Origin of the sequence: Kribbella sp. VKM Ac-2566 (assembly GCF_004366005.1) — a bacterium.
Taxonomy (GTDB): Bacteria; Actinomycetota; Actinomycetes; order Propionibacteriales; family Kribbellaceae; genus Kribbella; species Kribbella pratensis.
In genome coordinates this window covers 72,081-84,634 of sequence record NZ_SODT01000009.1, presented here as the reverse complement: position 1 = coordinate 84,634, position 12,554 = coordinate 72,081, and the positions used below count along the sequence as shown (strand labels likewise).

The following is a 12,554-nucleotide window of genomic DNA, read 5'->3' as shown; positions in this document are numbered from 1 at the left end:
CGCGCGGGAGGTTGGACCTATGGCAGCTGACACGAACAAGACCCGCAGGATCGGTGACGTCGAGGTGTCCGCGATCGGGCTCGGCGGGATGCCGATGTCGATCGAGGGCCGGCCCGACGAAGCCCGCTCGATCGCGACCATCCACGCCGCGCTGGACGCCGGGATCACGCTGATCGACACCGCCGACGCGTACCACCTGACCGCGACCGACGACGGTCACAACGAGAGCCTGATCGCCAAGGCACTGGCGTCGTACGGCGGTGACACCTCGGACGTCCTGGTGGCGACGAAGGGCGGCCACCTCCGGCCCGGCGACGGGAGCTGGACGCAGAACGGGTCCCCGAAGTATCTCGCGGAGGCGGCCGAGGCGTCGCTGAAGCGGCTCGGTGTCGAGGCGATCGGGCTGTACCAGTTCCACCGGCCCGACCCGAAGACGCCGTACGAGGACTCGATCGGCGCGATCCGCGACCTGCTCGACGCCGGCAAGATCCGGATGGCCGGCATCTCGAACGCGAACCCCGCGCAGATCAAGCAGGCCCAGGAGATCCTGGGTGGGCGGCTGGTGTCGGTGCAGAACCAGTTCTCGCCGGCGTTCCGGTCCAGCGAGCCGGAGCTCGAGCTGTGCGACTCCCTCGGCATCGCCTTCCTGCCCTGGTCGCCGCTGGGCGGCATCAGCCGGGCCGGCGACCTGGGCGCGAAGCACCCCGCGTTCCACACGCTGGCGGCGGAGTTCGGCGTCTCGCCGCAACGCCTGACGCTGGCGTGGATGCTCGCCAAGTCGCCGTACGTGATCCCGATCCCGGGTTCCAGCCGCCCCGAGACGATCCGCGACTCCTACGCCGCGGTCGATCTGCAACTCACGGCCGAGCAGGTCGCCGCACTCGACGCCGCCTGAAACCCGGGCCTCGGGTACCGTCGGTCAGGTCGCAACGCTCGACGCGACCTGACCGGCGGCCCGGTTCGGGCTCAGGGGATCTGGTAGTACCAGCCCAGGGTGGTGAGTGGCGGGCTCGGGTTGAAATGACAGACGTTGCCGTCGGGCGGAATGGTCGAGGCAAGAACGACCTCACACGACCATCGCGTGAAGAACGGTCCCACCCAGCCCTCGTCACCGCTCTGCTGGATCGCCACCGACGACCCAGAAGGTACGGCGGACGGGACCGCATTCGCTGTGCCTGCACTTGCCGTGACCGCGGCGAGCGCCACGGCGGTCCCGGCGAGGGTTCGTCGTACAGCGTCACTCCGTCTCCAGTTCATCGACCTTCCTCCTTGTCCAAGCGGTACCACCAGCCCCACGTGGTCGTGGGCGGACTCGGGTTGAACTGGCACGGGCCGTCGTCGCCGCGCAGGGCGAGGACCACGTTGCAGTGCCACGACGTGTAGAACGGCCCCATCCACTCGGTCGGGTCGGGCTGTTGGGTCGCCACCGACGACCCGGCAGGCCCAGCGGCCGAAGCCGGCACGACCGCGCTTGCCGTGAGGGCCGTGAGGGCCGCGACCGCGACGGCGGCCCTGATCGCGGTTCGTCGTACGGCGGCACCACTCCATCTCCTGGTCATGTGCTTCCTCCTTGGTGAAGCGATCGTTTGACCACTACACTCAGTGCCCACCCGTGACTCTGTGAAACGCCCGCCCGGCATATCCCGGCCTCTCCAAGCGTTGGGCTGGGGCATGGAAGACATGCGAGCACTGAGCTACGGACTGGCACAGCAGTACTTCGAGGAGCGGGACTACCGAGGTGTGATCCGGGCGCTCAAGCCAGTGGTCGACGAGACTCCCGACGACGTCGGGACGCGACTGCTGCTGGCGCGGGCGTACTACCACGCGGCTCTGCTGAAGCCCGCCGAGGAGCATCTTCTCGAGGTCATCGAACGTGAGCCGACGGAGTACTACGCGCACCTGATGCTGGCCCGCACCCTCGAACGGCTCTCCCGCCGCGAGGAGGCCGGCAAACACCGCCGCATCGCCGCCGCCCTGACCGGTGACGACGACCTACTGCAACATCACACTGTGTGAGGGCGGACCTGCGCCACTCACCAACCTCGAGAAACAACGCCGATCCTGGTGCGCGCGAGCGTGACGCGGGGTCGGCGTTGCTGTTTGGTGAGTGCTGCAGGTCCGGAATGACTCGCCGACGATTGGTGTTCTGTCGAGTATCAGTAGTTTAATAGTGAACTACTCGAGCCGAGGAGGACGGATGCAGTTCGGGGTGTTCACCGTTGGGGACGTGACCGAAGACCCGACGACGGGGACCACGGTCAGCGAGGGCGAGCGGATCAAGGCGATGGTCCGGATCGCGCTGAAGGCCGAAGAGGTCGGACTGGACGTGTTCGCGCAGGGCGAGCACCATAACCCGCCCTTCGTGCCGTCGTCGCCGACGACCCAGCTCGGGTTCATCGCCGCGCAGACGTCGAAGATCATCCTGTCCACATCGACGACCCTGATCACGACCAACGACCCGGTGAAGATCGCCGAGGACTACGCGATGCTGCAGCACCTGGCCGACGGCCGGGTGGACCTGATGATGGGGCGCGGCAACACCGGCCCGGTGTACCCGTGGTTCGGGCAGGACATCCGCAACGGCATCCAGCTCGCGGTCGAGAACTACGCACTCCTCCGCCGACTGTGGCGCGAGGACGTCGTCGACTGGGAAGGCAAGTTCCGTACGCCGCTGCAGGGCTTCACGTCGACGCCCCGGCCGCTCGACGACGTACCGCCGTTCGTCTGGCACGGCTCGATCCGGTCACCCGAGATCGCCGAGCAGGCGGCGTACTACGGCGACGGGTTCTTCCACAACAACATCTTCTGGCCGATCACGCACACCAAGCGGATGATCGACCTGTACCGGCAGCGCTTCGAGCATTACGGGCACGGCGCCGCGGACCAGGCGATCGTCGGACTCGGTGGACAGATCTTCATGCGGAAGAACTCGCAGGACGCGGTACGCGAGTTCCGGCCGTACTTCGACAACGCACCGGTGTACGGGCATGGCCCGTCGCTGGAGGACTTCAGCCGGGAGACGCCGCTGACGGTCGGGAGCCCGCAGGAAGTGATCGAGCGGACGCTGTCGTTCCGGGAGCACTTCGGTGACTACCAGCGGCAGTTGTTCCTGATGGACCACGCCGGGCTGCCGCTGAAGACGGTGCTGGAGCAGCTGGACATCCTCGGCGAAGAGGTCGTTCCGGTGCTGCGGAAGGAGTTCGCGGCGCTGAAGCCGGCGCATGTACCGGACGCGCCGACCCATGCTTCCCTGAAGGCCGCGGCGCAGCGCGCCCACGACCTGGAGACGATCGAGGAGCCGAGTCGATGAACGAGAAGGTCATCGCGGTTGTGACGGCTGGGCTGACGACGCCGTCGTCGTCCCGGCTGCTGGCCGACCAGTTGGCGGAGGCTGTGCGGGACGAGTTGTCCGGTCGCGGGATCGGATCGCGGATCGAGCTGATCGAGGTCCGCGATCACGCCCACGACCTCACCAACAACCTGCTCACCGGCTTCCCGTCGGCCCCGTTGCGCGAGGTGCTCGAGACCGTGACGGGCGCCGATGCGCTGATCGTGGTCAGTCCGACGTTCAGCGCGTCGTACTCCGGCCTGTTCAAGATGTTCTTCGACGTACTCGACGACCAGGCCCTCGCCGGCAAGCCCGTCCTCCTCGCGGCAACCGGCGGCACCGAACGCCACTCCCTGGTTCTGGAGTTCGCCCTACGACCGCTGTTCGCCTACCTCAAGGCACTCCCGGTCCCAACAGGCGTGTACGCCGCCTCCACCGACTGGGGCCCGAACGCCGCCGGCCTCCGCCCCCGCATCACCCAAGCAGCCGGCGAACTCGTCGCCGCCCTCCACCACGAGACCCCCACCGCGACCGACCCCTTCAACAACCCCACCCCGTTCGAGGACCTACTGAACAGCTGATCGCGAGGTGATCAGCGGGGTGAGGCCGTCGAGGATTGTGGTTAGGCCGAAGGTCAGTGCGTGGGCGGGGTCCATGGCGGACTGGAAGTGTTCGCCTACTGAGGTGCCTACTCGGCCGGCGGTGGGGAAATGCGTGCCGGACATGACCGTGGTGAGGGTCGGGGAGATTTGACGCCACCACTCCTCGTCCGACAGGCCGGAGTCGCGTTGGGTGCGGAGTTGTTCGGCGCCGGCGCGGGCGGTGCCCTGCACGTGTGTGAGGACGAGGGTCAGGGCTGAGTCCATCTCGACGTCGGTCAGGCCCAGGCCGTCCAGGGGACGTAGCTCGGTCTCGTACTTGCGGGTGATGTTCGGGCCGAGCGCCGTACGCATCGTCGGGACCTCGTGGATCCACGGGTGCGCGGTCAGCACCTCCCAGTTGCGGCGGGCGATGAACTCGAGCGCGCCGCGCCACCCGCCGGGCTGATTCAAAGGCTCGTCGAGGTCCGCATACAGGTCGCCGTACACCTGGTCGAACATCAGGTCGGTGAGCTCACCCTTGCCGGGGACATGCGTGTAGAGCGACATCGTGCCGACCTTCAGCCGCTCGGCGACCATCCGCATCGAGAGCGCCTCGAGCCCGGAGACGTCCGCGAGCGCGATCGCCGCGTCGACGATCGCGCGCACCGTCAGGCCGGAGCGGCCAGGCTTGGTGTGACTCCCCCAGAGCAGCGCCAGACTGCGCGCCGGATCGGGTGCCGCCGCCTTCCTTCCCGCCACGGGAACCTTCCTCCACCGCTCGTCGTTGGATGCATCGTACCTGAGCCGTACAATGTACGGTACACTCTACGGCTCAACGACCCGAGAGGTGGGAAGTGACAACGGAGCGAGTGATCGAGGCCGTCGGCGTACGGAAGAACTACCGGGGCGGCACGGAGGGTGCGGGCCTGAACGGCTTCGACCTGGAGGTCACGGCCGGCACGGTGACGGGCCTGCTCGGCCCGAACGGCGCCGGTAAGACGACAGCGGTGCGGATCCTGTCCACGCTGCTCGAGATGGATTCCGGTACGGCGACGATCGCGGGGTTCGACGTACGACGGCAAGGGGCGGAGGTGCGGCGGCGGATCGGACTGGTCGGGCAGTACGCCGCGGTGGACGAGGTACTCACCGGGCGGCAGAACCTGGTGATGTTCGGGCGGCTCAATCATCTGAGGAATGCGAAGAGCAGGGCGGACGAATTGCTGGAGCGGTTCGGCCTGACGGAGGCGGCGGGGCAGGCGGTGAGCAAGTACTCGGGCGGGATGCGGCGGCGGCTCGATCTGGCCGCGAGTCTGATCGTGGCGCCGCGGGTGCTGTTCGTGGACGAGCCGACGACGGGGCTCGACCCGGCCGGGCGGATCGAGGTGTGGTCCGCCGTACGGCAGCTGGTCGACGGCGGTACGACGGTGTTGCTGACAACGCAGTACTTGGAGGAGGCGGATCAGCTGGCGAACCGGATCTCGATGCTCAAGGAGGGGAAGGTCGTCGCGGAAGGGACACCGGACGAGTTGAAGACGCAGTTGGGGTCGGACTGGCTGGATCTGGTCGTTGCGGATCCGGCCGATGTGCCACGTGTCGTGGAGCTGGCCGGGCCGTTGGCGGACGGGGAGGTCCGGGTGACCGACGTACGCATCAGCATCCCCGTGAAGGATCGGACGAGAGCTCTGGTGCAGATGGCGAACTCGTTGCACGAGGCAAAGATCGAACCGGAGGACCTCACGTTGCGGCGGCCGACGCTGGACGAGGTCTTCCTGCACCTGACCGGAGCTGCGGCATGACGGGCCTTGGATGGGCGCTCGCCGACAGCTGGACGATCGCGCGGCGGACGTTGATGCACTGGCGGATGCAGCCGGGGCTGGTGCTGTTCACGTGGTTCTTCCCGGTGCTCATGCTGCTGATGTTCGGCGGGCTGCTCGGTGGGGCGATGGAATTCCCGGAGGGTTCGTCGTACTACGAGCTGCTCGTGCCCGGGATCTTCGCGCTGTCGATGCTCTTCGGGCTGGAGGGCACGATGACCGCGGTCACGAGCGATGTCTCGAAGGGGGTGACAGACCGGTTCCGGTCGCTGCCGATGAGTTCGGCGGCGGTCGTGCTCGGGCGGTGTATCGCGGACATGCTCGACTCGCTGGTGACGCTCGTCGTACTGGCCGCGACCGGGCTGGCGCTCGGCTGGCGGTGGCACGAAGGGTTGCCGTCGGCGCTGGCCGCGTTCGGGCTGCTGTTGCTGCTGCGGTTCGCGTTGCTGTGGGTCGGGATCTTCATCGGTCTCACGGTGAAGAACGCACAGAGCGTGACGATGGTGCAGGTGCTGGTGTGGCCGGTGGGATTCCTGTCCAGCGCGTTCGTCGCGACGTCGACGATGCCGGACTGGCTGGGCACGGTCGCCCAGTGGAACCCCTTGTCCGCCACCGCCACGGCGTCCCGCGCCCTGTTCGGCAACCCCGACCCATCAGCCACCGCCACCTGGATCGGCACCCACGCAGGACTCGCCGCGCTCATCGCGCCACTGGTGCTGACAGCGATCTTCCTGCCGCTGTCAGCACACCGCTTCCGCACCTTGTCACGGTAATCACCAAGGCCGGCGAAGACTGCCACCTCGCGTAGGCAGCCTCACGGCCTCGACGGGAGCCGGCGGCGGGACAGCCGCCGCGAGTATGCGAGGCGTTCTTGGGGTAACGGCTGAGAGTGGACGTCCGGGATGGAGTGGTACGGCGGCGCGCCTGGGGACTGGCCTACGCGGTTGAGCGGTTGGCCGGCCCCGGCGTCGCCCGTCGTACTGCTCGGATGGTGGGGATGGTGGAGGGGGTGACCGATGCGGGGGTGCATCGGGTTGCGTTGCGGGTGTCGCCGCGGTTGGCGGGGGCGAATCCGGGGCTGGTGAAGATTTCGCCGCGCTGGGCCGCGACCGTGCAGGTGCGGCGGCAGGGGGTGCAGCTGGAGTTGGACCTGCGGGACAACCTGCAGGCGGTCCTGTATTACGCGGGACGATACGAGCCGGCGGTACGGCGGTTCTTGCGGACCGAGCTGCGGCGCGGGGACGTCGTACTCGACGTGGGAGCGAACATCGGCATCCATGCGTTGGCGGCGGCGCAGCGGTTGAAGGAGCTCGGCGGCGGGCGGGTGATCGCGTTCGAGCCGGCCGCGGACAGCGTGGCGAAACTGGAGGCGGGAGTCGCGCGCAACGACGTACGGCTGGAGGTTGTGCCGATGGCCCTGGGCGAGCGGCGGGAGTTGGCGTCGCTCAAGGCGGACAGCCGGTACGACGAGGCCGACGCCGGGGTGCGTTCGCTGTACGGCGACGGTGAGGTGGTGCAGGAGGTGCCGGTCGTACGGCTGGACGACTGGGCGCGCGAGCATGCCCTCGACCGGCTGGATGTCGTCAAGCTCGACATCGAAGGAGCCGAGATCGCTGCGCTCACCGGTGCGACCAGGACGTTGAAGCGGTTGCAGCCACGCGCCTTGCTCGTGGAGGACAAGCGCAGCGAGTCGAGCGCGCGGCTGCACGCCGTACTGGACGAATGCGGTTACCGGCCGACCGGCGAGGTGCTGGATCGGAACGCGGTCTTCAGGCCGGAGCTCAGGGAGTGAGCTGGCCGCCGTTGACCTCGATGATCTGGCCGGTGACGTAGGACGACATGCTGTCGGAAGCCAGGAACAGGATGGTGCCTACGCACTCGTGCGGGGTGCCGGTGCGGCCCATCGGGATCGTGGTGAGCATGGCCTGCATCTGGGCGTCGGCGGTATGGCGGTCATGGAACGGGGTCTTGATCACGCCGGGGGCGATCGCGTTCACCCGGATACCTTCCGGCGCCAGCTCCTTGGCGAGACCGCGGGTGAACGTGCTGACCGCGCCCTTCGACGTCGCGTAGACCACCGATCCGCCGGCCCCGCCGGTGCGTCCGGCGATCGACGTGACGTTGACGATCGAGCCGCCGCCCTGTGCCCGGAACACCGGGACGATCCGCCGGGAGAGCGCGAACACCGAGGTCAGGTTGACGTCCAGGATCCGGTGGAACTCCTCGTCCGGTACGTCGGCGATCGCGGACCGGTGGACCAGGTCGCCGGCGTTGTTCACCAGTACGTCGATCCGCCCGTGCTGCGCGAGCACCTCGTCGACGAACGCGTCCGCGGCCTTCGAGTCGGCGAGATCCGCCTGGTGCAGGGACGCCGTACCGCCGGCCGTCTGCACGGCGCCCACGGTGTGCTTCGCACCCTCCTCGTTGCGGTGGCAATGCAGCGCGACAGTCGCCCCGGTCTCCGCGAACCCGACCGCCGCCGCAGCCCCGATCCCACTACTGGCCCCGGTCACCACCACAACCTGATCCCTGAAATCCAGATATCCCATACGCCCTATCCTCTCCTAGTGCCGCGTTCCGTTCTGCTCGCCGCGTATGTCGCCTGGCCGGCCGGTGCGGTGGTGCTGCGCCTGGTGAGTCGCGTCCGTGCGCGATGCCTCATCGTCACCGGGCTCGGCTGTCTGGTCGCGCTTGTCCTCGCGACGACAGCGACGCCGACGACTGTTGCGGTGCCGTTGGGCCTGTTCCTCGGAGGGGCGGTCGCGGCGGGCGGGTGCCTGGCGACGGCGCGTGGAGTGACGTTCACCTTCGACCAGAACACGACCTACTGGGAGTACGACGGGAAGATCCCGGTGGGCGACCGCCTGGTCGAGATTCTGGGCGCGCTGGCCGCGATCCTCGGAATCGTGGCGCTGGCGTTGAACTGAACGCGCCGTACGGCGGCCTGCGCGTGGCCGGGCGGGGTATTTTCGGGGGATGGGATACGCGCTCGGGGAGCTGGGGCTCCGGCGGTGGCGGACTGGGGATGCGCTGCGGCTGGTGGTCGCGCACGACGATCCGGAGATGGTCAACCAGGGCGGGATCGTGGACCGGGCGTCCGCCGTCGACTGGATCGGGCGGGTCGCGGACCTGGACAACGGGCACGTGTACGCCGTGGCGGACGCGGACGATCATCCGATCGGGTGCGTGGGGGTGACGAACATCGACCGGCACCGGGTCGGCTGGACCTGGTACTGGACGCTCGCCGACGTCCGCGGCCAGGGCGTCGCGCGGGACTCCCTCCGGGCCCTCGCGGGCTGGGCCCACCACGACGCCGGCCTGTACCGCCTCGAACTCGGCCACCGCCTCAACAACGCGGCGTCCTGCGCGGTCGCCGCCGGCGCCGGCTTCCTCTCCGAAGGCGTCGAACGCCAACGCCTCACCTACGACGGCACCCGCTACGACGTAGAACGCCACGCCCGCCTGATCACCGACCCTCTCCCCCAACCCCAGCGCCCGGTGAGCGTCAGAGCGTGAGTTTCGGGTGGCGGTTGACGTCCTTGTACAACAAGTAGCGGAAGGGGCCGGGGCCGCCGGCGTAGCAGGCTTGGGGGCAGAAGGCTCGGAGCCACATGAAGTCGCCTTCCTGGACCTCGACCCAGTCCTTGTTCAGCAGGTAAACGGCCTTGCCTTCGAGTACGTACAGGCCGTGCTCCATCACGTGCGTCTCCGGGAACGGGATCACCCCGCCCGGCTCGAACGACACGATGTTCACGTGCATGTCATGCCGTACGTCGTCCGGGTCCACGAACCGCTGCGTCTTCCAGCGGCCCCCGGTGCCGGGCATCTCCCGGCCCTCGACGTCCGCCTCGTTGGTGACGAGCGCGGGCGGTACGTCGATCCCCTCGATCCACTCGTACGCCTTCCGCACCAGGTGGAACGTCACGGCCGCATCGCTGGTGTTCCGCACCGTCCAGTCGCCGCCCGGCGGCAGGTACGCGTAGCCGCCCTCGACCAGCGTGTGCTTCTCCCCCGCGACCGTCAGCACAAGGTTGCCGGAGACAACGAACAGCACCGCCTCGGCGGCCGGGTCCGTCTCCGGCTTGTCGCTACCGCCACCCGGACCGACCTCGACGATGTACTGCGAGAACGTCTCTGCGAACCCGGACAGCGGCCGCGCGATCACCCACAACCGGGTGTCGTCCCAGAACGGCAGCCGGCTGGTGACGATGTCGCGCATGGTGCCGCGCGGGAGGACGGCGTACGCCTCGGTGAAGACCGCGCGGTCGGTGGTGAGGTCGGTCTGCGCGGGCAGTCCGCCCTTCGGCGCGTAGTAGCTCATCGTTCTCCTCGGGTCAGCAGGCGGCCACGTGGGTCGGCCGCGATGTCGACGGGGTCGCCGCGGAGCCAGGTGCTCCGGACGACGCCGGTCAGCGTGCGTCCGTCGTACGGCGTGATGGCGTTCTTGTGCTGGAGCTGTCGCGCGTCGACGGTGAAGGTCTCGTCGGGGGCGAGGACGCAGAAGTCGGCGTCGTACCCGACCTCGATCCCGCCCTTCGTGGCGAGCCCGGTCTGCGCTGCCGGAGCGGCAGCCATCCAGCGGACGACGTCCGACAGGGTGAAGCCGCGGCGGCGGGCCTCGGTCCAGACGGCGGGCAGGCCGAGCTGGAGCGAGGCGATCCCGCCCCAGGCGGTGCCGAAGTCGCCGGTGTCGAGGTGCTTCAGGTCGATCGTGGACGGGGAGTGGTCGGACACGACCTGGTCGATCGTCCCGTCGCGCAGGCCCTCCCAGAGCAGCTCGCGGTTCGCGGCCTCGCGGATCGGCGGGCAGCACTTGTACTGCGTGGCGCCGTCGGGAATGTCCTCGGCGGCGAAGCTCAGGTAGTGCGGGCAGGTCTCCGCGCTGATCCGTACGCCGTCGTTGCGGGCCTGCGTGAGCAGCGGGAGGATGTCGGCGCTCGACACGTGCAGGATGTGTACGCGGCAGCCGGTCTCGCGGGCGAGATCGATGACGTGGGCGACCGCCTCGTTCTCGGCCACGCGCGGGCGGGAGTTGAGGAACGCTTCGTAACTCGCGCCGTTCGGGGCCGTCGCCTCGTCGATGCGGTGGGCGTCCTCGGCGTGCACGATCAGCAGACCGTCGAAGGTGCTGAGCTCGCGCATCGCGGCCTCGAGCTGGTCGGCGTCGAGTGGGGGGAACTCGTCGACGCCGGAGTGCAGCAGGAAGCACTTGTAACCGAATACGCCGGCGTCGTGCAGCGGGCGGAGGTCGGGGACGTTGCCTGGGACCGCGCCGCCCCAGAAGCCGACGTCGACGTACGACTGGGTCTCGGCGGTCTTGCGTTTCAGCGTGAGCGCCGGCACGTCGCAGGTAGGCGGGATGCTGTTGAGCGGCATGTCAACGATCGTGGTGACGCCGCCTGCTGCCGCAGCCTTGGTCGCGGAGGTGAAGCCTTCCCAGTCGGTACGGCCGGGATCGTTGACGTGCACGTGGGAATCGACGAGGCCGGGCAGTAGTGCTTCGTCGTCCCTGAGCCGCAGGTCGGTCGCGGCGTCGAGCTCGGCGTCGTACGGCGAGATCGCGACGATCCGCCCGTCCCGCACGCCGACCGCAGCCGGCTCCTCCCCGTCCGCCCGCACAACCCGCCGGGCCCGAATCACGAGATCCAGAGCACTCATGCGATGCCTCTCTCCCTTCGTGTCATCGTAAGGTGCTCCACCGCGATCCGTTCCGCGATCCGCTCGAGCAACGGGCGCGGCTCGGCGATACACCGCCGTACGTCGGGTTCCAGGTCGGTGAGCGCGTACGCCGCCGACACTCCGAGCTCCTGCAGTTGCTGTGGCTCGAGGCGGTTGACGCCGCACACCGCGACCACGGGGGCCGGGGTGAAAGCGCCGGCGGTCGAGGCTCGGGCTGCTCCTGCGACGCCCGCTACGGCTTTCCCGTTGAGGGTCTGCTCGTCGAGAGCGCCTTCGCCGGTGATGACGAGGTCGGCGCCGGCGAGTTGTTCGCGGAAGCGGACCATCTCCAGCACCAGGTCGATCCCGGGCCTGAGTTCGGCGCCTAGCAGTGCTAGCGCCGCAACCCCGACCCCACCGGCGGCCCCCGCGCCAGGAACGTCTCGCAGATCGCTGCCCGTTTGCTCGGCGACAAGATCAGCCCACCGGGTGAGCCGGGCATCCAGCTCCGCGACCTGCTGCGGACTCGCCCCCTTCTGCGGCCCGTAAACAGCAGCCGCACCCCGAGGCCCGGTCAGCGGGTTGTCCACATCACACGCAACAACCACCGCAACGCCCCGCAGCCGACGCCGAAGCCCCGCCAAATCAAGCGCGTCGACAGCTCCACCCGAGCTCGGCGGGCCCGGAGTCGCGGCGGAGGCCGCAGAGCCGGTGGCGGGGCGAGCGGTGCCAGTGAGCGCGTGGACGAGGCCCTGGCCGCCGTCTGTGGAGGCGCTGCCGCCGATTCCGAGGATGATGCGGGTGCAGCCGGCGTCGAGGGCTGCCGCGATCAGTTCACCGGTGCCGTACGACGTGGCCGTCAGGGGAGCTGGGATGCCGTCGGGGAGGCGGACCAACCCCGAGACGTCCGCCAACTCGACTACCGCGGTGTGGCCCAACCGGGCGTACCCGCTCGAGACCGGCTCGCCGGTGGGGCCGGAGGCAACGATCGGGACGTGGGTGTAGCCGGCGGCGACGGCGGCGCTGAGGGTGCCGTCGCCGCCATCGGCCACCGGTACGGAGACCACGGTCGCGTCGGGGCGGACCCGTCGTACCCCGGCGCCGACCGCGTTCGCGACCTCGGCGCTCGTCAAGGTCCCCTTGAACTTGTCGGAGGCAACAACCACGCGCACT

Annotated in this window: 16 protein-coding genes; 9 read left to right on the top strand and 7 right to left on the bottom strand. The window is 69.0% G+C overall.

Annotated elements, in window-relative coordinates; genetic code table 11:
- The first annotated feature begins 19 nt into the window (after nucleotides 1-19).
- Nucleotides 20-895 carry an aldo/keto reductase gene (locus EV647_RS11930; protein WP_134002140.1) on the top strand — a complete coding sequence of 292 codons (876 nt, stop codon included), beginning with the start codon at nucleotides 20-22 and terminating at the stop codon, nucleotides 893-895.
- Nucleotides 896-966: 71 nt separating this feature from the next.
- Here EV647_RS11930 and EV647_RS11925 read toward each other — a convergent pair whose 3' ends face one another.
- Both EV647_RS11925 and EV647_RS11920 read right to left on the bottom strand, forming a co-directional pair.
- Nucleotides 967-1,257: a hypothetical protein gene (locus EV647_RS11925; protein ID WP_134002138.1), complete on the bottom strand. Its 291-nt coding sequence runs from the start codon at nucleotides 1,255-1,257 to the stop codon at nucleotides 967-969.
- Entirely contained in the window at nucleotides 1,254-1,559 is a 306-nt protein-coding gene (locus EV647_RS11920) for a hypothetical protein (RefSeq protein ID WP_134002136.1), read from the bottom strand. Before EV647_RS11920 ends, EV647_RS11925 begins: the two co-directional genes overlap by 4 nt.
- Before the next feature lie 121 nt (nucleotides 1,560-1,680).
- Here EV647_RS11920 and EV647_RS11915 point away from each other — a divergent pair, with 121 nt between their 5' ends.
- From EV647_RS11915 to EV647_RS11905, 3 genes are all read left to right on the top strand, one after another.
- Nucleotides 1,681-2,016 carry a tetratricopeptide repeat protein gene (locus EV647_RS11915; protein ID WP_238177161.1) on the top strand — a complete coding sequence of 112 codons (336 nt, stop codon included), beginning with the start codon at nucleotides 1,681-1,683 and terminating at the stop codon, nucleotides 2,014-2,016.
- Between the two features lie 181 nt (nucleotides 2,017-2,197).
- A complete protein-coding gene (locus EV647_RS11910; RefSeq protein WP_134002132.1) occupies nucleotides 2,198-3,310 on the top strand; it encodes an LLM class flavin-dependent oxidoreductase in 1,113 nt (370 codons plus the stop codon).
- Nucleotides 3,307-3,909, top strand: a complete 603-nt coding sequence (locus EV647_RS11905; RefSeq protein WP_134002130.1) for an FMN reductase — start codon at nucleotides 3,307-3,309, stop codon at nucleotides 3,907-3,909. Before EV647_RS11910 ends, EV647_RS11905 begins: the two co-directional genes overlap by 4 nt.
- Here EV647_RS11905 and EV647_RS11900 read toward each other — a convergent pair.
- Entirely contained in the window at nucleotides 3,895-4,668 is a 774-nt protein-coding gene (locus EV647_RS11900) for a TetR/AcrR family transcriptional regulator (protein ID WP_134002128.1), read from the bottom strand. The two genes, EV647_RS11905 and EV647_RS11900, sit on opposite strands and share 15 nt — an antisense overlap.
- 95 nt (nucleotides 4,669-4,763) lie before the next feature.
- Here EV647_RS11900 and EV647_RS11895 point away from each other — a divergent pair, with 95 nt between their 5' ends.
- The 3 genes from EV647_RS11895 to EV647_RS11885 all read left to right on the top strand — a co-directional run bounded on the left by EV647_RS11895 (nucleotide 4,764) and on the right by EV647_RS11885 (nucleotide 7,515).
- Nucleotides 4,764-5,705, top strand: coding sequence for an ATP-binding cassette domain-containing protein (locus EV647_RS11895; protein ID WP_202876145.1), 942 nt, complete (start codon nucleotides 4,764-4,766; stop codon nucleotides 5,703-5,705).
- Nucleotides 5,702-6,496, top strand: a complete 795-nt coding sequence (locus EV647_RS11890) for an ABC transporter permease (RefSeq protein ID WP_134002126.1) — start codon at nucleotides 5,702-5,704, stop codon at nucleotides 6,494-6,496. Before EV647_RS11895 ends, EV647_RS11890 begins: the two co-directional genes overlap by 4 nt.
- Before the next feature lie 116 nt (nucleotides 6,497-6,612).
- Nucleotides 6,613-7,515: an FkbM family methyltransferase gene (locus EV647_RS11885; RefSeq protein WP_134002124.1), complete on the top strand. Its 903-nt coding sequence runs from the start codon at nucleotides 6,613-6,615 to the stop codon at nucleotides 7,513-7,515.
- Here EV647_RS11885 and EV647_RS11880 read toward each other — a convergent pair.
- A complete protein-coding gene (locus EV647_RS11880) occupies nucleotides 7,505-8,272 on the bottom strand; it encodes an SDR family NAD(P)-dependent oxidoreductase (RefSeq protein ID WP_134002122.1) in 768 nt (255 codons plus the stop codon). The two genes, EV647_RS11885 and EV647_RS11880, sit on opposite strands and share 11 nt — an antisense overlap.
- 18 nt (nucleotides 8,273-8,290) lie before the next feature.
- Between EV647_RS11880 and EV647_RS11875 the strand changes: the two genes are divergently transcribed.
- Nucleotides 8,291-8,650, top strand: a complete 360-nt coding sequence (locus tag EV647_RS11875; protein WP_134002120.1) for a hypothetical protein — start codon at nucleotides 8,291-8,293, stop codon at nucleotides 8,648-8,650.
- 49 nt (nucleotides 8,651-8,699) lie between these two features.
- A complete protein-coding gene (locus tag EV647_RS11870) occupies nucleotides 8,700-9,239 on the top strand; it encodes a GNAT family N-acetyltransferase (protein WP_134002118.1) in 540 nt (179 codons plus the stop codon).
- Here EV647_RS11870 and EV647_RS11865 read toward each other — a convergent pair.
- Genes EV647_RS11865 through EV647_RS11855 form a run of 3 tightly spaced genes read right to left on the bottom strand, consistent with a single transcriptional unit; the run spans nucleotide 9,229 to nucleotide 12,553 of the window.
- Nucleotides 9,229-10,044, bottom strand: coding sequence for a bifunctional allantoicase/(S)-ureidoglycine aminohydrolase (locus tag EV647_RS11865; RefSeq protein WP_134002116.1), 816 nt, complete (start codon nucleotides 10,042-10,044; stop codon nucleotides 9,229-9,231). The genes EV647_RS11870 and EV647_RS11865 overlap by 11 nt on opposite strands.
- Nucleotides 10,041-11,381: an allantoinase AllB gene (gene allB / locus EV647_RS11860; protein ID WP_134002114.1), complete on the bottom strand. Its 1,341-nt coding sequence runs from the start codon at nucleotides 11,379-11,381 to the stop codon at nucleotides 10,041-10,043. Before allB ends, EV647_RS11865 begins: the two co-directional genes overlap by 4 nt.
- On the bottom strand, nucleotides 11,378-12,553 hold the full coding sequence (locus tag EV647_RS11855; protein ID WP_134002112.1) for a glycerate kinase: 1,176 nt from the start codon (nucleotides 12,551-12,553) through the stop codon (nucleotides 11,378-11,380). The genes allB and EV647_RS11855 overlap by 4 nt, the downstream gene beginning before the upstream one ends.
- Nucleotide 12,554 lies beyond the last annotated feature (1 nt).

Coding starts and splice junctions, on each gene's coding strand:
- EV647_RS11880 (WP_134002122.1), bottom strand. CDS start 8,272: ATGGGATATCTGGATTTCAGGGATCAGGTTGTGGTGGTGACCGGGGCC.
- EV647_RS11910 (WP_134002132.1), top strand. CDS start 2,198: ATGCAGTTCGGGGTGTTCACCGTTGGGGACGTGACCGAAGACCCGACG.
- EV647_RS11865 (WP_134002116.1), bottom strand. CDS start 10,044: ATGAGCTACTACGCGCCGAAGGGCGGACTGCCCGCGCAGACCGACCTC.
- EV647_RS11920 (WP_134002136.1), bottom strand. CDS start 1,559: ATGACCAGGAGATGGAGTGGTGCCGCCGTACGACGAACCGCGATCAGG.
- EV647_RS11915 (WP_238177161.1), top strand. CDS start 1,681: ATGCGAGCACTGAGCTACGGACTGGCACAGCAGTACTTCGAGGAGCGG.
- allB (WP_134002114.1), bottom strand. CDS start 11,381: ATGAGTGCTCTGGATCTCGTGATTCGGGCCCGGCGGGTTGTGCGGGCG.
- EV647_RS11925 (WP_134002138.1), bottom strand. CDS start 1,257: ATGAACTGGAGACGGAGTGACGCTGTACGACGAACCCTCGCCGGGACC.
- EV647_RS11870 (WP_134002118.1), top strand. CDS start 8,700: ATGGGATACGCGCTCGGGGAGCTGGGGCTCCGGCGGTGGCGGACTGGG.
- EV647_RS11930 (WP_134002140.1), top strand. CDS start 20: ATGGCAGCTGACACGAACAAGACCCGCAGGATCGGTGACGTCGAGGTG.
- EV647_RS11905 (WP_134002130.1), top strand. CDS start 3,307: ATGAACGAGAAGGTCATCGCGGTTGTGACGGCTGGGCTGACGACGCCG.
- EV647_RS11890 (WP_134002126.1), top strand. CDS start 5,702: ATGACGGGCCTTGGATGGGCGCTCGCCGACAGCTGGACGATCGCGCGG.